Consider the following 18,092-nt stretch of genomic DNA (forward strand, 5'->3'; position numbering starts at 1 on the left):
ATCATCATTCCTGTTCATGACGGGCAAGGCGTTGCCCAAGCCCCAGGCGCAGGCGCGCGGGCAGTGCGCCAAGCAGGCGCAATACCAGGATGAAAAGCCGGGGAAAGTTGATTTCCAGCGGGCGCTCGGGAAGGCGTTTGGCAATATGGCTGGCTGCGCGCTGCGCCGACCACAGCTGCGGCATGGGGAAATCGTTGCGACGGGTCAATGGCGTGTCGACAAAGCCCGGGTTGACGAGGGTGACGGCGATGCCTTCGCGGGCCAGGTCGATGCGCTGCGATTCCACCAGATAACGCACGGCTGCCTTGGACGCGCCATAGGCGCCGGCACGGGGCAAGGCCAGCCAGGTCACCGAACTGCCCATGACCACCAGATGAGGGCGTTGACCGGCGCGAAGCAAGGGCAGGGCCGCTGCCAGGCAGTAGCTGACAGCAAGGAAATTGGTACGGACCACGCGCTCGACCAAGGCAGGGTCGAAATGGTCCGGCTCCAGGTACTCGCAGGTGCCTGCATTGAGGATCACCCTGTCCAGCGCTCCCCAGGCCTGCTCGATACGGGTTGCGATCCCGGCGACCTGTACGGGGTCGTCCAGGTCGCCAATGGCCAGCAGCACCTGCCCGGGAAAACGTTCAGCCAACGGGGCGAGACGATCTGCATGTCGTGCGCCCAAGGCAACCTGGTGGCCTTGCTCCAGCAGGCATTGTGCAAGTGCGGCACCGATACCGCTGCTTGCGCCTGTCAGCCAGCAGCGGCTCATGCCATCCGGCCTTTGAGCCATCGAATCGCACCGCCCATGACCGGAACATGTTCGTAGAGCAGGGCTGCTGCGTCGAAATAGTCCTGGTGAAAATGGACCCGGTCATGCCATTGCAGGTAACTGCATCCTTGCAAGCTGATCTGCTGACCGCGGGCCAGGCGTGGGTGGCGAAACTGCAGGGTCCAGCGCAGGTAACCTTGCCCGGGCATCACTTCGTCGATGCTGGAAAAGGCATAGCGAATGTCATGAGCGTTGGCGTACAACTGCGCGAAATAGGTTCGCAGAGCGCGCAGCCCCTGGATCTGATGCAACGGATCGCGAAAAGTGACATCGTCGCTGTACAGCTTTTCAAGGGTGCCGAGGTTGCCCCCGTCGAGTCTGCTGAAGTGCTCGGCGAATTGCTGCAGATACGCTGACATGCTGGACTCCAGGAAATCCTGTACAGAAATGGCTTGTTGTACAGGTATATCTGAAGTCTAAGCGTAAATCTATACAAGTCAACGATCTTGTATAGGTTTTGTTCAGCGCTCAGCCTGGCCCAGTTGTCGGCGCAATTCAGCCACCTCGGCCTCCAGCTCGCGTAGCTTCTCCTCAGCGAAAATCTGCGCTGTGACATCGCGCTGGATGCCGATGTAGTACGTCAACTGGTCCGCCTCGTTGTACACCGGCGTGACGGACAACTCGTTCCAGAACAGGCTCCCGTCCTTGCGGTAATTGCGCAGCACCTGGCAGCACGGCAGGCCTCCACGGATCGCCTCGCGGATGTTGGCAAGGCCGGCCTGGTCATGATCGTCGCCCTGCAGAAAACGGCAGTCCTGATACAGGATGTCCTCGGCGCGATAGCCGGTCAGGCGCTCGAAGGCGGGGTTGACGTAGATAAGGATGCTGTCGTCGCCCTCCTGCTCTGCGACGACGATGCCATCGTTGGAATGCTCGACCATCAGTTGCATGAGTTTCGCGTTGATCATGGGGCCCACCTACAGGCATTTAGGATGCTAAGTGCGCAGCCTGGCCTGCGTGCAGAAGGCCTCGGCGCCGTTTGTTGCATGATGACCCAAGGAGGCTCGCCGCAGAAGGTGCATATGGGTTTAGAATGTGCCACCCCCCAGATAAACCCTCATCATGACTGACGCCACCCCAGCCGATTTGCTACCCATGCGCGATGTGGTCAGCCTGACCGGCATCAATCCGGTGACCTTGCGGGCATGGGAGCGGCGCCATGGGTTGATAAGCCCGCAGCGCACCGAGGGTGGCCATCGCCTTTATACCGCCCGCGATGTCCAGCGCATACGCGACATCTTGCGCTGGACCGGCAATGGGGTGCCCATCAGCAAGGTAGGCGGCATGCTCGCAGGCCAGCCGGATGCGCCGGTGCAGCAGCACTCGGCGTTCGACGACTGGCGCGCTGCCGTGGAGCGTGCAACCAAGGCATTCGATACACAAGCGCTGGAAAGCATCCATGGGCAGTTGTTCACCGTCCTGCCCAAGGCCACCGTGCTGCGTGAGGTGCTGATGCCAGTCTGGCATGGCCTGGCCTCAGGCATTGCGCCGGGCCAGCGTAGCCAATGGCTGTTTCTGGACATGTTCCTGCGCGCCCGCCTGCTGATGCGCCTGCAGATGAACCAGGCCGATGCACCGCGCGTGCTGCTGGCAGGCACCGAGGGGCAAGCTGAACTGCAGGTGTTGTGCACCGGGCTGCTGTTGAGCAGCGAGCAGCAACGCATCGAAGTGCTCGGTTGCGGGCAGCCGCTGGAAGAAATACCCATGCTGTGTGCAGCAATGCAGCCCGCAGCAGTGGTGATCAAGGTCCAGGTGCCGGTGGACCCTGCCTTGGCCAGGCGCCTGCGTTCGCTGCAAATGGCAATCGTTTGTCCGCTGGCCTTGATTGGCGAGGGATTGGCCGATTTACAACCAGCCTGGCAAGGCCTCCCGCTGTGTCTGCTGGACGAGCAGCGCGCTGACGTCGCACCCATGCTGAACGCCTTGCTCAGTGGTGCCCTGGACCTTTGACAGGGGCCCGCTGTAGTCTGCCGTACTGATCCTCGCCTGCTCCTGTGGGTTACGCCAGAAGTCTTGCCTCTGGGCGTAACCCGGTCCTGGGCCGGAATCATCACGCCGCGCGCGCAGGCCCAAAGCACCTGGCAGCCCCCTCCAAGGCAGCGTTTCTGGCTGTTTGCCAGCTTCTGATAATCGCCTCCGACATCCCGTCCCCGTTTCGGAGCGCGCCATGTACAACAATAAGAATCTGTCCCCACGTTTGCTGGCGGCTGTTACCGTCAGCCTGTCGACCCTTTGCCTGAGCAGCCTGGCCCAGGCCGAGATCATGCTGTACGACAAGGACCAGACGACGTTTTCCACCGACGGCTATATCAACGCCTTCTACGTCAACAGCGATGTCGATCGGCAGGGCGAGCAGTTCGATCGCCGCCAGTCACGGGTGAAGATGGGCTTTCTGCCCAACTACCTGGGCTTCAACATGGGCAAGCAGGTGGATGACCTGAAGCTCGGCGCGCGAGCCTCGTTCTGGGTGACCATCAACGACAGCGAAACCAACGGCACCGACACCGCCATCGACGTGCGCCAGTTCTACGGCACCGTGGCCAACCCCGAGTGGGGTGAGGTGCTGATCGGCAAGGACTTCGGGCTGTTCGCCCGTTCCAATATCCTGCTCGACGAACTGCTGGCCGGTTATGGCCAGGTCAGTGACACCCTGGGGCTGGTTGACGGCGGCGGGGTCTCGTTCGGCAACATCGGTAGCGGCTACCCGTACCCGTTCCCCACCTCGCAGATCACCTACCGCACCCCAGTGATGGACGGCCTGCGGGTGGCGGTGGGCATCATGGACCCGGTGGACACCAACGACAGCAGCCCGACCGGCAAGGCCTACCAGGAAAACCCGCGTACCGAAAGCGAGATCACCTACCAGTTCGACCTGGGTGGGGCGCAGATCTACAGCTGGCTCAACGGCAGCTACCAGACCTCCGACAACACCGACCCGGCGGTGCAGTCGGTCACCTCCAAAGGTGTCGGCTACGGTGTGCAGGCGAAGATGGGGGGGCTGTCGCTGACCGGCTCGGGGTTCCAGGCCAAGGGCATCAACCCGTTCTTCACCAACAACGCTGGCGAACCGACCTTGCGCAATGTCGACAGCGACGGCTACCTGCTGCAGGGCTCCTACAAGGTCGGCAAGAACCGGGTGGCGCTGTCGTATGGCAAGACCAAGGACGATGGCAACGGCGCGGTGGGCAGCGGTGCGGACTATGAAACCCGTGGCGTGGCGCTGTTCCATGACGTCAACGACAACCTCAAGCTGGTTGCCGAGTACAACCAGTTTTCCATCGACGGCCATGAAACCAGTGACCAGAACGAAGACACCGATACCTTTGCGGTGGGGGCGGTGTTGACCTGGTAAGCCTTGCCAGGCCGGGCAACACGGTCAATTGTAGGAGCGGCCTTGTGTCGCGAAAGGGCCGCAAAGCGGCCCCAGGATTTCAGCAGCGATGCACAAATTGCTGGGGCTGCTTTGCAGCCCTTTCGCGACACAAGGCCGCTCCTACATGGTCCCGCGCATGCCGGTGAAATTACGTCCATGGAACCGCCCACCCGCTACCCAAGTAGCATTCGTCCTCGATGATCGCCTTCGTACACTCATCACTCAGCCACCCCGCGCCGGAGACCACGATGCAGCAGGCTCACAACGACGGTGTGGTCAGCGCCATGTCCCAGGCAACCGACGCCCGGCAGGCAGCCCAGGAGCTGGCGGCGCAGTTGCTGCACCCGCACCTGGGCTTCGTGCTGTTCTTCTGCTCCGCCGAATACGACCTGCAGGCCCTGGGCGAAGCCCTGGAGCAGGGCTTTGGCGGCATCCGCCTGGTCGGTTGCACCAGCGCCGGGGAAATCACCCCGCAGGGCTATGGCCGCAACTGCATAACGGCAGTGGGGTTCGATCATCGGCACTTTTCCATCGCCACCGAGCTGATCGACGAAATGGAGCGCTTCAGCCTGATCGACGCCCAGCAGATGGTCGAGCGCCTGGTCGGCACCTGCCGCAGCAATAACCTGGCGCCGATCAAGGGCCACAGCTTTGCCCTGACCCTGCTCGACGGCTTGTCCAGCCGTGAGGAAATGGTGCTCGCCGCCCTCAGTGCGGCCCTGGGCGATATCCCGCATTTTGGCGGCTCGGCCGGCGACGACAACTACCTGACCCGCACCCACGTGTATTTCGGCGGCGCGTTCCACCACGGCGCGGCGGTGGTGGTGCTGGTCAATACCTGGCTCGACTTCGAAGTGTTCACCACCCACCACATCCTGCCGCGCCAGGAAAAGCTGGTGGTCACCGGCGCCGACAGTGCCCAGCGCCGGGTCTTCGAGCTGAATGCCGAGCCAGCTGCCGAGGAATACGCCCGGCACATCGGCGTGCCGGTGGCCGAGCTCGATCATCGTGTGTTCGCTGCCCATCCGCTGGCCGTGCGCATCCACGACCAGTATTACGTGCGGGCGATACAGCAGGTGCACCCGGACCTGAGCCTGAGTTTCTACTGCGCTGTGGAAAACGGCATCGTGCTTACCGCCATGACCCCGGGCCCGCTGTTGCCGAACCTGCACCAGTTGTTCGACGGCTTGCAGCAGCGCCTCGGCCCGCTGCTGCTGACCATTGGTTGCGATTGCTTCCTGCGGCGGCTGGAGCTGGAAGCCCGAGACGGGCTGGAAGCGGTCGGTGCGTTCCTGCGCGAGCAGCGGGTGATCGGCTTCAACACCTACGGAGAACAGTTCGATGGCATGCACATCAACCAGACCTTCACCGGAGTCGCCATTGCCCGCAACCGGCCTCCTGTCGGTCGCTGAACTGCAGGCCGAGGTCGCCCGGCTGCAGCACCAGAACCACAAGCTGCAGCGTATCAACGGCGCCCTGATCGAGCGTATCGAGTCCGGCGTCACGCGTGGCAACGACCCTTATGCCGCGTTCCAGCATTCGGTGGTGCTGGCCGAGCAGGTGCGCGAACGCACCGAAGCGCTGAACCAGGCCATGGCCGAGCTCAAGGCCGTCAACCACCTGCTCAGCGAGGCCCGGCAGAGGGCCGAGACGGCACACCAGCACCAGATTCGCCTGATCACCGACCATGTACCGGCGCTGATCGCTTACCTGAATGCCGACCTGGTCTACGAATTCACCAACAAGGTCTATGAAGAATGGTATTGCTGGCCTCGCGGCGTGATGCTGGGCCAGAGCCTGCGCGAAGCCCACAGCGAGCAGCATTACCAGCGCCTGGAGGCCTACGTGGCGCGGGCGCTGGCGGGGGAGAGCGTAACCTTCGAGTTTGCCGAAACCAACATCAACGGCCAGGAACGCTACATGCTGCGCTCCTACGTGCCGAACCGCCTGGCCAATGGTGAAGTGGTGGGCATTTTCGTGTTGATCCGCGACATCACCGAGCGCCGTAATACCGCACAGGCGCTGCACCAGGCGTATCAGCACCTGGAGCAACGGGTACGCGAGCGCACGGCCGAGCTGACCAGCCTCAACGAGCAGCTGCTGCGCGAAATCGAGGAGCGCAGCCGGGTGGAATCGCGCCTGCGCGAGGCCAAGCGCGAGGCCGAGCAGGCCAACCTGTCGAAAACCAAGTTCCTTGCCGCCGTCAGCCATGACCTGCTGCAGCCACTGAACGCGGCACGGCTGTTCACCAGCGCCTTGCTCGAACACCGCGAGCCGCACAACAGTGCCCACCTGGTGCGTAATGTCAGCAACTCGCTGGAGGATGTGGAGAACCTGCTAGGTACCCTGGTGGATATTTCCAAGCTCGATGCTGGCGTGATCAAGGCCGATGTCGCCCCGTTCGCTCTGCGTGAACTGATGGACAACCTCGCTGCCGAATACGCCCAGGTGGCGCGCAGCGAAGGGCTTGAACTGCATTTCGTGGGCTGTTCCGCCGTGGTGCGCAGTGACATCCAGCTGCTGGCGCGGATCCTGCGCAACCTGCTCAGCAATGCCATTCGCTACACCCACAGTGGGCGCGTGGTGCTGGGCTGCCGGCGCCAGCGTGGCGGCTTGCGGATCGAAGTATGGGACAGCGGAATCGGTATCGCCGAGGAGCACCTGGAAGAAATGTTCCAGGAGTTCAGGCGCGGCGATGTGCAGCGTCCGGACCAGGACCGTGGCTTGGGTCTGGGCCTGGCGATCGTGGAAAAGATCGCCGGCATTCTTGGCCACCGGATTCGGGTGCGGTCATGGCTTGGCAAAGGCTCGGTGTTCGCTGTCGAAGTGCCGCTGAGCACCACCGCGCCCAAGGCCCAGCCGAGCCAGGCAATCAGCGAGCCGATGCTCGAACGCCTGCGCGGGGCGCGGGTGTGGGTACTGGATAACGATGCGGCGATTTGCGCTGGCATGCGTACCCTGCTGGAGGGGTGGGGCTGCCGGGTGGTCACCGCGCTGTCGGAGGAGGACCTGGCGCGCCAGGTGGACAACTACCATGCCGAGGCCGACCTGCTGATCGCCGACTACCACCTGGACAACGACTGCAATGGCGTCGACGCCGTGGCGCGGATCAATGCCCGCCGTACCCAGCCCTTGCCGGCGATGATGATCACCGCCAACTACAGCAACGAGCTCAAGCAACAGATCCGCGAGCAGGGCCACACCCTGATGCACAAGCCGGTGCGGCCGATGAAGCTTAAGGCGGCGATGAGCCATTTGCTGGGCAGCCAGGGCTAGCCGTGATGCCAGACAATCGGACCCAAAGGCTGCTCAGTACCTGTAGGAGCAGCCTTGCGCTGCGAAGAGTCCATTACTGCTAGAGAAGATTTTTGTCTTGTCGGCCTCTTCGCAGCACAAGGCTGCTCCTACAGGGCAATGAGGTAGCCTTGGAAAATGAGCAGGGACAGATCAACGCCGCAGGTAATCACCGAAATCGATATCACCGGCACTGAGGATGGCCTGCACCCGGTTGTGCACGTTGAGCTTGCGCAGGATCGCCGAAACGTGGGCCTTGACTGTGGTCTCGGCGATATCCAGGGTGTAGGCGATCTGTTTGTTCGACTCGCCCTTGGTCATGCGCTCGAGCACCAGCAACTGCTTGCGGGTCAGGGCCTGGAGCATCTCCGGCGGGAAGCTCGGGGCATCGTTCAGGCGCCGGCTGGTGCTGCTTTTCTGGGCTCGGATGATGTCGGGCGGCAGGTAGACATTGCCGTTGAGGATCTGCTCGATCGCTTCGATCATCTGTGAACGTGGCGAGGACTTGGTGATGAAGCCCACCGCGCCATAAGTGATGGCCTGCAGCACGATCTGCTTTTCCTGCTCGGCCGAGACGATCACCACCGGCGTGGTCGGTGCCTCGTTGCGCAGGGTGATCAGGCCATTGAGGCCATGCATACCGGGCATGTTCAGGTCGAGCAGGATCAGGTCGAGGTCGTCATGTTCGTGGGTCAGCGCCAGGGCGCTGTCCAGGTCGGCAGTTTCCATGACTTCGCTGCCCTGGAAACCATCGCTGATAACGTTGTGGATGGCTTCGCGAAACAGGGGGTGATCGTCGGCAATCAGAATTTTGTACATGGCCTTTTCACCTCGTTTTTATTGGATGGAGCGGGCACGCGTTTGCAGGCGATGAATTCAGGGGAAGGGTTCCGGCTGCGCTGGCTGCAGCGGCAGGTTGGCCTGTTGCCAGGCGTCCAGGCCATCGCGGTACCAATACAGATTCTTATAGCCCAGTGCTTTCGCGCGTTTTACCGCGTTCCAGCTTAACCAGCAATCGGAGCGACAGTAAAAAACTAGCGGTTGCTCCGTGCGCCCGGCGGTTGCTAGTTGCAGGTTGCGCACGAAGTAATCGTGCCACGCCGGGCTCAGCTCGCCGTCGCCGGTGTTGGCCAGCCAGCGGCTGCCGGGGATGTTGGCGTGGGGTTCATCTTCGATGAAGCGGCCTTGCAGCCATTGGCGGCGATAGACGTCGATCAGCACCGGCTTGGGGGTGTGCCCCAGCAGGCCTTGCAGCATGGCGGTGTCGATGACCTGGCCGCCCTCGACCTGCTGTGGGGTCGGGCTGCGGTAGAGGGTGGTGCGGTAGCCGTCGGCAGAGAATAGCGGCGTGGTATCGGCCTGGGCAGCGCCTAGCGTCAGGCTCAGGGAAAGCGCCGCCAGCAATGGGCGTGGCAGCCGGGGCAGGGCACGTGGCATGGGGGTTGTCCTTTTTGTTATAGGCCCATTACATGCCAGTGGCGGTGCATTGTGAATGCGACGATCAGACAGCAAAGGCAGTACCAAAGTAGTAGAAAGCCGGGCGCCTCTGGCCTGATCCTGCCCAATATCTGAATGCATGCGCGATCCCTGTGGGAGCGGGTTTACCCGCGAACACCGGCGTAGCCGGTGCCATGCACCGCTTCGCCTTCTTCGCGGGTGAACCCGCTCCCACACGGACCGTGTTCCTTCAACGGGTTCGGCGAAAGGTCCGATGGGAGACAGCTGCCAATCAGCGCGGCTTGCGAAGCGCCGCATGCTGGGGGTTGAAGGTAAGGATCGCCAGCAGGGTGAACAGCACGGTCAGCCCCAGGCATACCGCCAGCGCCAGCGGGTTGAAGCGCTCATACAAGGCAAAGCGCACCAACTCCACGGCATGGGTGAACGGGTTCACTGCACACAGCCAGTACAGCCACTGGCTGGCCTCGCGCATCTTCCACAACGGGTACAGCGCCGAGGACAGGAAGAACAGCGGGAATATCACGAAGTTCATCACCCCGGCAAAGTTCTCCAGCTGGCGAATCGCATTCGATAGCAACAGGCCCAGGGCGCTGAGCATCAGCGCCACCAGCAACAACGCCGGCAGCGCCAGCAACAGGCCCGCAGCCGGTGGCTGCACGCCATACAACCAGGCGATGGCAAGGAAGGCGTACACCTGCAGCAGGGAGATCAACGAGGTCGCCAGCAGCTTGCTGCCGAGCAGGAAGGGCCGCGGCAACGGGCTGGTCAGCAACACGCGCATGCTGCCCATCTCCCGGTCATAGACCATCGACAGCGAGCCCTGCATGCCGTTGAACAGCAGGATCATGCAGGCAAGGCCCGGAATGATGTACACCTCGTAGGGGATGTAGGTGTCGTAGGGCTCGATGATCGCAATGCCCAGGGCCGCGCGAAAGCCGGCGGCGAACACCAGCAGCCACAGCAGCGGGCGCACCAGGGCGCTGAGAAAACGGGTGCGTTGCAGGACGAAACGCAGGCATTCGCGCAGGAGAATGCCGTTGAAGCACTGCCAGTAAGCGTTCATCGGGCATTGGCTCCTGTGGGGGCGCTGGTCAGGCGGGCAAAGGCATGGTCGAGGTCACCGCCGTGCTCCAGGCTCAGGGCATCGGCCGTGCCGCTGGCCACCAGGCGCCCTTGATGCAGGATCAGCAGGTCATCGCTGGGCTGCACTTCGTCCAGCAGATGGGTGGTCCACAGCACACTGAGGCGCTGCTCGCGGCACAGCAGCCGCAGGTGCTGGTTGAGCGCCAGGCGGCTGGCCGGGTCGAGGCCGACGCTGGCCTCGTCGAGCAACAGCAAACGCGGCTCATGCAGCAGCGCGCGGGCAATCTCCACCCGGCGCCGATGGCCGATGTTCAGCGCCCGGACCGGTTCGCGCCGCCGCTCATCGAGGCCCTGGCGGGCCAACTCGGCATCGACCCGAACATTGCCCTGGCGCCGCGACAGGCCGTGCAGCGAGGCGTGGTAGCGCAGGTTCTGCTCCACGCTCAGGTCCAGGTCGAGGGTGCTTTGCTGGAACACCACGCCCAGCTGGCGCAAGGCCGGGCGTGTGGCGTTGCGCAGCGAGCAGCCGCACACGCGGATGTCGCCATGCTGCAGGTCGTACAAGCGGGTGAGCAGGGCGATCAAGGTCGACTTGCCGGCGCCATTGGGGCCCAGCAAGGCGGCGAAGCGCCCGGGCGCCAGGCTGAAGCCGACGTGCCTGAGCGCCTCGCGCTGGCCGTAGGCAAAGCTCACGTCACTGACTTCGAGGGTATTCATGGCGTCACCACCACGCCCCAGGGGTAGCGGCCGACCTTCACCGACTTGAGCACCTTGAGGTTTTTTGCATCGATCACCGAAACGTCGCCACTGACCCCGTTGGTGGCCAGCAACTGGCTCTGGTCCGGGGTGAACGCCAGTTGCCAGACCCGCCGGCCCACCAGCAGGTAGTCGAGTACCTCATAGGTCTTGGCATCGACCACCGCCACATGGTTGGCAGGGCCCAGGGCGACGAACGCGTACTTGCCATCGGCGCTGAGCTTGATGCCTACCGGCTGGACCTTGTCCGGGTGCACGCCCTTGATCTGGAAGTTCAGGGTTTTCAGCACCTGGCGGCTGGCCACGTCGAGGATGGTCACCGTGCCGCCGATTTCTGCCGAGGCCCACAGCCGCGAGCCGTCCTGGCTGAACTCGACGAAGCGCGGCCGCTGGTCCACCGGGGTGCTGTCCGCCAGTGTCTGGGTGCTGGTGTCGATCCAGTGCAGCATGTTGGTGGTTTCGCTGGTGTTGACCGCCCATTTGCCATCCGGGCTCACTGCCATGCCTTCGGGCTCGATGCCGACGTCGATCTGCCCGAGCACCTTGTCGGTCTGGGTATCGATTACCGTCACCAGCGCGTCGTCCTCGTTGGACACGTACAACCAGCGGTCGTTGGGGTGCAGGGCGAACTGCTCGGGGTCCTTGCCGGAGGGCAGTTCCTTGATGATCTTGCGGGTGGCCACATCCATCACTTGCACCCGGTCCGAATCGCTGGCGCAGATGTACAGCAGCCTGTTGTCGTGGGACAGCAGCAGGCCGCGCGGGCGCTGGCCCACTGGCAGGGTTTCGGTGACTTGCAGGGTCTGCATGTCGATCAGGCTGAGGCTGTTGTCCTTCTCGTTCGATACCCAGGCGGTGGCGGCCACGGCGTGCCCGCTGGCAAGGGCCAGGGCGCCCGACAGCAGGCTGGGGTAAAGCAGTGCCCGGTGAAAAGGGGAGCGACGCATGGCGAAATCCTTTTTTGTTGTGGTTATCGGGTCAGGGGTAGCCGCAGGTCACTTCGGGCCTGTCGTAGCCCAGGCTGTCCATTTCGTTGAACGGGTGCAGGAAGCCCTCCTGCGGTGAGGTACTGACCAGGGCCCGCGGCTGCACCAGCGGGATCGGCTGGCGCAGCTCGCCGTTCCACGGGCGGTAGCTGAGCTTGCGGCCCTTGAAGCCGTCCAGCGGCAACTGCTCGCTGAGCAGCAGTTGCTGCAGGGCGCGGGGCTCGGCCTGGCGCAGTTTGCTCACTGCGCTGGCGACGCTGCGCACGGCCATCCAGGCGGCGAAGTCGCGGTCGTTCATCCAGCGCCCGGCCTGGGCTTCGAAGCGCTTTTGCAACTGCGCCGCGCCGAAGGTTTCAACGGTCTTGTGCCAGCCGGTGGGGGTCAGGCCCTGGGTGCCGGCTACCGGCCGCGGATACCAGGTCTGGTAGGGCAGGTACTCGCCGAAGTCGCCGCGTTCGTCGGCCACCAGCACCACGTCGTACTCGGCGGTTTGGGTGAACAGCGGCATGTCGGCCTGGGCGCTGCGGCGCTGGTCGTTGTCGAATGTCCAGGCTTTCTCCGTGACCAGCTGCATGCCAAAGCGCTTCATGGACCGGCGCAGGGCCGCCGCGTAGGCGCGGTCGTCGTCGGTCTGGCCGACGATCAACAGCGCTCGCTGCCATTTGCGCAGCACCAGAAATTGCGCCAGGGCATCGGCCAGCATGGCGCGGCTGGGCAGGCTGTGCAGCACATTGCCCAGGCACTGGCTGCTGCGCAGGCTGTCGTCCGGGCTGCCGGCGTTGAACAGCAGGCTGTCGGGCAGGGCGGCAGACAGCGCGCGCAGGCTGGCGGCGGGGGCATTTACCACGAACAGCCGCAGGCCCTGGTCATGCTGGGCCTTGGCAGCCTGCAGCAGGGCTTCGGGGCTTTCGACCGTGGCATTGGCCAGGTGGAATTCCTGTTTGAGAAAACGCCCGCTGCTGTTGCTGTCGACAATCGCCAGTTCGGCGCCCTGCAGCCCGGCATCGGTGGGTTCGGGAATGATGTTGGACAGCAGCGGGCCGGGATCGGGGCGATAGCCGAGATAGCCGATGCGCACCTGCAACGGTTCCCCGCCCGGGGCCTGTGCGGCGAGTGCCGGGCTTGCAGAAAACGTTGCGGCCAAGGCCAGCAGGCAGGTCATGGCAAGGTGGGCAGGCAGGCGCATAAGGCAACTCCACGGCAGATGGCGCCAGCATAGGAAGCCCGCCGGGAGGGGGAAATATGCAGAAAGTAGCGCTCGCCCGGTACCAAGGTAGTAATTCACCACATGGGCGCGGGTTTTACGATGGCCGCAGCAACCCCGAGGAGAACTGCCCATGCGCCTTGTCAACCTTTCGGCCCTGTGGCGGATCAACCTCTGGGTCACTTGTTGCTTCGCGATGTTGACGCTGGCCTGTGCCGGGGTGCTGTTGCACCAGGCGGTGGCTGACGTGGAGCGGGAGTTGCAGTCAGCGCAAGCCGTGGTGGCATACCTAGGCGACACTGCCGAGCGCGACCCGCAGAGCCTGCAACCACGGCTGACGCAAAGCCTGCGCCATGTGCGGGTGCACTGGCTCGCGGCGGATGAACCTGCGCGGCTGCCGCAAGCAACCGGCCTGGATGCCTGGCTGGGCCGCCAACTGCTTGGCCAGCGCCACGACAGCAGCCGGTTGCTGGAGCTGGGTGACGGCCGCCGGGTAATGATCGCCGTGGATGCGCGGGATGAAATCGATGAGGTCCGCGACTCGCTGCAGCAGCTGTTGGTCCTGTGCGGCCTGGCGTTGTTGCTGAGCTTGTTGACCATCCGTTGGGCGGTGCGGCGGGGCATGGGCTTGCTGGACGATCTGCTGCAGGCCTTGCGCCAGGTCTCGGGTGGGCAATTGACCGCACGCCTGCGCGAGGCCGGCCTGCCGGAGGCGCGCCAACTGGCGGAGCACTTCAACCGCATGACCGCGTCTCTGGAGCAGGCCCGGGCCGACAATACCCAACTTACCCAGGCCCTGCTGGCGGTGCAGGAGCAGGAGCGCACCCAGTTGGCGCAGACCCTGCACGACGACCTCGGGCAATACCTGGCGGGTATTCGGGCCCAGCTCTGCCTGCTGCGCATGGTCGCCGACCAGCCAACCGCGGTGGCGCAGACGACACGCACCCTGGAGCTCGATTGTGAACGCCTGCAGCAAGGTTTCCGCGCCCTGGTACATGACCTGTACCCGCTGGCGTTGCAGCACATGCCGCTGGCCGAAGCCTTCGGCCTGCTGGTGAGCCAATGGCAGGCCAGCCAGGGTATCGATTGCCGCCTGCGGGTAGGCGAGCATTTGCCGGTACTACCCGGGCCGAGTCGCACGCATTTGTATCGTTTGCTGCAGGAGGCGTTGACCAACGTCGCCCGTCACGCCGGCGCAAGCCAGGTGCGGGTGCGCCTGCAACGCAGCGCCAAGGGCTTGCGCCTGCTGGTTCGCGACAACGGTTGCGGTGCCAGCCAGCCCCAGCGCCCCGGGGTAGGCCTGCACTCGATGGCCGAGCGCGCCCGCAGCCTGGGCGGTGAACTGCGCATCCTCAGCCGACCGGGTGCCGGCTGGGCGCTGGCCCTGAACATTCCCATGGAGGTGTGATGAATATCGTGTTGGTCGATGACCACGCCGTGGTCCGCCAGGGCTATGCCAGCCTGCTGCGAGCGGTGCTGCCGAAGGTACAGGTGCGTGAGGCTGCCAGTGGCGAAGAGGCGCTGGCGCGGGTTCAGGAACAGGTGCCCAACCTGGTGATCATGGACTTTGGCCTGCCAGGCATCAGCGGCCTGGAAACCACCCGGCGCCTGCGTCAGCGCCTGCCGCAATTGCGGGTGCTGTTCTTCAGCATGCATGACGAACTGCCGCTGGTGCGCCAGGCGCTGGATGCCGGGGCCTCGGGCTACCTGACCAAGAACTCGGCGCCCGAAGTGCTGATCGAGGCGGTGCAGCGGGTGTTGGCCGGGCATGCCTATATCGAACAGCCCTTGGCCACCCAGCTGGCCTGCACGTCACAGCAGAATGCCAGCGACCCGCGCCTGCAGCGCATGACCCAGCGTGAGCTGGAAATTTTCGTGATGCTGGCCAAGGGCACACCGGTGCGGGGGATTGCCGAGCAGTTGTGCATCAGTGCCAAGACCGTGTCCAACCACCTGACCTTGCTCAAGAGCAAGTTGCAGGTCAGCTCCCATGCCGAGCTGGTGCATCTGGGGATTGACCTGGGGGTGGTGCGGGTGGCGGGGTGAGGTGTTCTGCTACCTGGACGCTGCGCAGAGCCCTGTAGGAGCGGCCTTGTGTCGCGATGGGCCGCAAAGCGGCCCCCAGGGGCTTCAGCGTCAACGCAGCAATCGTCGGGGCTGCTTTGCAGCCCATCGCGACACAAGGCCGCTCCTACAGGGGGCCTGCGCAAGGCAGGATATCGGGCTCAATTGTCCCAGGTCTCGGGGCACCCCTTGCACCCCTCCATGTTGGCCTCCTGAAAATTCCCGTAATGCTGCCGCGTCCCGCGCAAGTCGGCGCGGGCCAGGTTGCTCTGGCCAAACTTGGCCTCTTGCAGGTTGGCATCGCCAAGGTCGGCCCCTTGCAGATCAGCCTTGCTCAGCCAGGCCATTTCCAGGTCCGCCGCGCGCAGGTTGGCCTGCTGCATCTTCGCCCCTGACAACCTTGCGAACTGCAGGTAGGCCGCGCTGAGGTCGGCCTTGGCAAGTTGCGCACCTTGGGCAAACAGGCCCCAGCCCTGAATCGCAACGAGCCGGCTTTGGCTCAGGTCGGCCAGGCGCAGGTTGCTTTGCTGCAGGCTGGCGCGGGTCAGGTTGGCGCCTTGCAGGTTGGCCTTTTCCAGGTTGGCCAGGTCCAGCCGGGCATGGCGCAGGTCCGCATCGCGCAGGTCGGCGCCGGCCAGGTTCATCTTGCGCAGGTCCTGGTTGGCCAGGTTGGCGCCCCGCAGGTCGGCCCCCGGGCACTGGCTGGCTTCGGCAATCACGCAGCCGTTGATGGTCAGGGGGGTATCGTTGCCAGCGTCGTCGGCATTCTCGGCCATGGCAGGAGACAGCACGATCAGCAAGGCAAGTGGCAGATAGGTCATGGCAAAAGGCTCTCAATGTGAAGTCGAGCATTCATCCCGGGCCGCATTGCGGCCCATCACCTGTAGGAGCAGCCTTGTGCTGCGAAGAGGCCAGCAAGGCCACAGCTCTGCTTCGGCTGTAATGGCCTCTTCGCAGCACAAGGCTGCTCCTACAAGCAATAGGCTGCACCGCAGGTCACCTCATGCAGTCAACGCTGTGCAGTCTTGTTGTCCCAGCTGGGGATCTTGAACACCCAGAACGAACCGCCCTGGGCCACCGGCTTGGTCAGTTCGGCCATGTCGCCGCCCCACAGCGGCACCGCGCCGCCGTAACCCACGGTCACGCCGATGTACTGCTCGCCGTCCTGTTCCCAGGTGATCGGCGGCGAGACGATGCCGCTGCCGGTCTGGAACTTCCACAACTCCTTGCCCGTCTTGGCGTCGAAGGCCTTGAAGAAGCCGTCGCCGGTGCCGGTGAACACCAGGTTGCCCTTGGTCGCCAGCACGCCGGCCCACAGCGGCAGGTGCTCCTTGTGCTCCCAAACCAGCTTGCCGGTGGTCGGGTCCATGGCGCGCAGGGTGCCGACGTGGTCGTCGTACATGCGCTTGATGCGGAAGCCCATGCCCAGGTAGGCCGAGCCCTTCTTGTAGTTCACTTCCTCGGTCCAGTACTCCTCCTTCCACTGGTTGCCGGGGATGTAGAACAGGCCGGTGTCCTGGCTGTAGGCCATGGGGTTCCAGTTCTTGCCGCCAAGGAAGGGTGGCGAGACCTCCACCGGCTTGCCCTTGGTTTCTCCCGGCAGCGGTTTGGCCGGGCGCTGCCCAGGGTTTTCCACCGGGCGCCCGGTCTTGAGGTCGATGTGGCTGGCCCAGGTGATGTTGTCGACGAAGGGGAAAGCGTTCTGCAGTTTGCCGTTGCTGCGGTCCACCACATAGAAGAAGCCGTTGCGGTCGGCGTGGCCGGTGGCCTTGACCAGCTTGCCGTCCTTGCCCTTGTAGTCGAACAGCACCAGCTCGTTGTTGCCGGAGAAATCCCAGGCATCGTTGGGCGTGTGCTGGTAGAACCACTTCACTTCACCGGTGCTCGGGTCGACGCCGACCTGCCCTGAGGTATACAGGCTGTCGAAGTCATGCGGGTTGCCGTCCTTCGAGGTGCGCGCCCAGGTGTTCCAGGGGCCAGGGTTGCCGGCGCCGACAATGATGGTATTGGTCTCGGGGTCGAAGCTGGCGCTTTGCCAAGGCGCGCCGCCGCCGTGGCTCCAGGCTTCGACCTTGCCGGTTTCGGTGGTGGGGTCGTCCGGCCAGGACGGCGCCTTGACGTCACCGGTCGGCGTGCTGTCCTTGCCGTTCAGGCGGCCCATGTGGCCCTCGACGAAGGGCCGCATCCACACCTCTTCACCGGTGTCCGGGTCGCGGGCGAACAGTTGGCCGACCACGCCGAATTCATCGCCGGAGCTGCCGTGGATCAGCAGTACCTTGCCGCTGGTCTTGTCCTTGATCAGCACCGGGGCACCGGTCATGGTGTAGCCGGCGGCGTGGTCGCCGAACTTCTTGTTCCACACCACTTTGCCGGTGCGCTTGTCGAGGGCGATGACCCGCGCGTCGAGGGTGCCGAAGTAGATCTTGTCGCCGTAGATCGCTGCGCCGCGGTTGACCACATCGCAGCAGGGGCGAATGTTGTCCGGCAGGCGGTGGTTGTAGGTCCACAGGCGCTTGCCGGTTTTCGCATCGAGGGCGAACACCCGCGAATAGGAGCCGGTGACGTAGACCACGCCGTCGCTGACGATGGCCTGGGATTCCTGGCCGCGTTGTTTCTCGTCGCCGAAGGAATAGGACCACGCCGGGGTCAGCTTGAACACGTTCTTGTCATTGACCTGGGCCAATGGGCTCCAGCGCTGGGCGTTGGTACCCATGCCGTACTGCAGCACATCCTGGGTGGTCAGGTGGTCGTTGGCGATGTCTTCCCACGTCACGTTCTTGCTGGCAGGTGCCGCAGGGGTGGTGGCTGCCGTGGCCACGCTGCCCAGGGCCAGGCTACCGGCCAGCAGCAAGGCTCGCACGCTCAGGGCCAGAGGGGAAAGGGCGGGTAGCGTTCTTGTTGTCATGGTTGCAGTTCCCAGTGGAGGTTTTGGCCTGCACAGGGTGGGACGGGGCGGGCCTTGCGGGATACGGAAAAAGTCCCGCCCTTGCCGGGAATAGTTCCCACGGGGCACCTCATTTGGCCGTTCGCCACAAGCCCTACTACCAAGGGAGTAAG

Annotated in this window: 17 protein-coding genes; 6 read left to right on the top strand and 11 right to left on the bottom strand. The window is 64.0% G+C overall.

All coding sequences use genetic code 11. The features are described from left to right. Positions 1-4: 4 nt before the first annotated feature. The 3 genes from CAG18_RS00175 to CAG18_RS00185 all read right to left on the bottom strand — a co-directional run bounded on the left by CAG18_RS00175 (position 5) and on the right by CAG18_RS00185 (position 1,725). Positions 5-757 (bottom strand): SDR family oxidoreductase, encoded by a 753-nt coding sequence (locus CAG18_RS00175; RefSeq protein ID WP_013972160.1) that lies wholly within the window; start codon positions 755-757, stop codon positions 5-7. Then, positions 754-1,176, bottom strand: a complete 423-nt coding sequence (locus CAG18_RS00180) for a nuclear transport factor 2 family protein (RefSeq protein WP_015270038.1) — start codon at positions 1,174-1,176, stop codon at positions 754-756. Before CAG18_RS00180 ends, CAG18_RS00175 begins: the two co-directional genes overlap by 4 nt. 102 nt (positions 1,177-1,278) lie before the next feature. After that, a complete protein-coding gene (locus CAG18_RS00185) occupies positions 1,279-1,725 on the bottom strand; it encodes a PAS domain S-box protein (protein WP_003257626.1) in 447 nt (148 codons plus the stop codon). Between the two features lie 154 nt (positions 1,726-1,879). Between CAG18_RS00185 and CAG18_RS00190 the strand changes: the two genes are divergently transcribed. The 4 genes from CAG18_RS00190 (at position 1,880) to CAG18_RS00205 (ending at position 7,466) form a co-directional block, all read left to right on the top strand. Further along, positions 1,880-2,767, top strand: coding sequence for a MerR family transcriptional regulator (locus CAG18_RS00190; protein ID WP_085719673.1), 888 nt, complete (start codon positions 1,880-1,882; stop codon positions 2,765-2,767). A 217-nt stretch (positions 2,768-2,984) separates the two neighbouring features. After that, positions 2,985-4,169 (top strand): porin, encoded by a 1,185-nt coding sequence (locus CAG18_RS00195; RefSeq protein ID WP_003257627.1) that lies wholly within the window; start codon positions 2,985-2,987, stop codon positions 4,167-4,169. Positions 4,170-4,438: 269 nt separating this feature from the next. Beyond that, a complete protein-coding gene (gene nosP / locus CAG18_RS00200; RefSeq protein WP_013972164.1) occupies positions 4,439-5,602 on the top strand; it encodes a nitric oxide-sensing protein NosP in 1,164 nt (387 codons plus the stop codon). Further along, the gene (locus CAG18_RS00205) at positions 5,571-7,466 is read left to right on the top strand and encodes a NahK/ErcS family hybrid sensor histidine kinase/response regulator (RefSeq protein WP_085719675.1); all 1,896 of its coding nucleotides are present in this window, start codon (positions 5,571-5,573) and stop codon (positions 7,464-7,466) included. Before nosP ends, CAG18_RS00205 begins: the two co-directional genes overlap by 32 nt. Before the next feature lie 171 nt (positions 7,467-7,637). Here CAG18_RS00205 and CAG18_RS00210 read toward each other — a convergent pair whose 3' ends face one another. From CAG18_RS00210 to CAG18_RS00240, 6 genes are all read right to left on the bottom strand, one after another. After that, a complete protein-coding gene (locus CAG18_RS00210; RefSeq protein ID WP_013972165.1) occupies positions 7,638-8,303 on the bottom strand; it encodes a response regulator transcription factor in 666 nt (221 codons plus the stop codon). A 57-nt stretch (positions 8,304-8,360) separates the two neighbouring features. Then, positions 8,361-8,921 carry a PQQ-dependent catabolism-associated CXXCW motif protein gene (locus tag CAG18_RS00215; RefSeq protein ID WP_085719677.1) on the bottom strand — a complete coding sequence of 187 codons (561 nt, stop codon included), beginning with the start codon at positions 8,919-8,921 and terminating at the stop codon, positions 8,361-8,363. A 292-nt stretch (positions 8,922-9,213) separates the two neighbouring features. Further along, on the bottom strand, positions 9,214-10,005 hold the full coding sequence (locus CAG18_RS00225) for an ABC transporter permease (protein WP_013972167.1): 792 nt from the start codon (positions 10,003-10,005) through the stop codon (positions 9,214-9,216). Further along, positions 10,002-10,742 carry an ABC transporter ATP-binding protein gene (locus CAG18_RS00230; RefSeq protein ID WP_015270045.1) on the bottom strand — a complete coding sequence of 247 codons (741 nt, stop codon included), beginning with the start codon at positions 10,740-10,742 and terminating at the stop codon, positions 10,002-10,004. Before CAG18_RS00230 ends, CAG18_RS00225 begins: the two co-directional genes overlap by 4 nt. Next, positions 10,739-11,728 (bottom strand): YVTN family beta-propeller repeat protein, encoded by a 990-nt coding sequence (locus CAG18_RS00235; RefSeq protein WP_085719679.1) that lies wholly within the window; start codon positions 11,726-11,728, stop codon positions 10,739-10,741. Before CAG18_RS00235 ends, CAG18_RS00230 begins: the two co-directional genes overlap by 4 nt. Before the next feature lie 31 nt (positions 11,729-11,759). Next, the gene (locus CAG18_RS00240) at positions 11,760-12,953 is read right to left on the bottom strand and encodes an ABC transporter substrate-binding protein (protein WP_085719681.1); all 1,194 of its coding nucleotides are present in this window, start codon (positions 12,951-12,953) and stop codon (positions 11,760-11,762) included. 151 nt (positions 12,954-13,104) lie between these two features. Between CAG18_RS00240 and CAG18_RS00245 the strand changes: the two genes are divergently transcribed. Together CAG18_RS00245 and CAG18_RS00250 are read left to right on the top strand one after the other, a co-directional pair. Further along, positions 13,105-14,379: a histidine kinase gene (locus tag CAG18_RS00245; RefSeq protein ID WP_085719683.1), complete on the top strand. Its 1,275-nt coding sequence runs from the start codon at positions 13,105-13,107 to the stop codon at positions 14,377-14,379. Then, the gene (locus CAG18_RS00250; RefSeq protein WP_003257635.1) at positions 14,379-15,017 is read left to right on the top strand and encodes a response regulator transcription factor; all 639 of its coding nucleotides are present in this window, start codon (positions 14,379-14,381) and stop codon (positions 15,015-15,017) included. The genes CAG18_RS00245 and CAG18_RS00250 overlap by 1 nt, the downstream gene beginning before the upstream one ends. Positions 15,018-15,196: 179 nt before the next feature. Here CAG18_RS00250 and CAG18_RS00255 read toward each other — a convergent pair whose 3' ends face one another. Next, positions 15,197-15,856, bottom strand: a complete 660-nt coding sequence (locus CAG18_RS00255; RefSeq protein WP_085719685.1) for a pentapeptide repeat-containing protein — start codon at positions 15,854-15,856, stop codon at positions 15,197-15,199. Between the two features lie 188 nt (positions 15,857-16,044). Continuing rightward, the gene (gene exaA, locus CAG18_RS00260) at positions 16,045-17,940 is read right to left on the bottom strand and encodes a quinoprotein ethanol dehydrogenase (RefSeq protein WP_013972174.1); all 1,896 of its coding nucleotides are present in this window, start codon (positions 17,938-17,940) and stop codon (positions 16,045-16,047) included. Between the last annotated feature and the right edge of the window lie 152 nt (positions 17,941-18,092).

The organism is Pseudomonas sp. B22(2017) (assembly GCF_002113105.1).
GTDB lineage: Bacteria > Pseudomonadota > Gammaproteobacteria > Pseudomonadales > Pseudomonadaceae > Aquipseudomonas > Aquipseudomonas asiatica.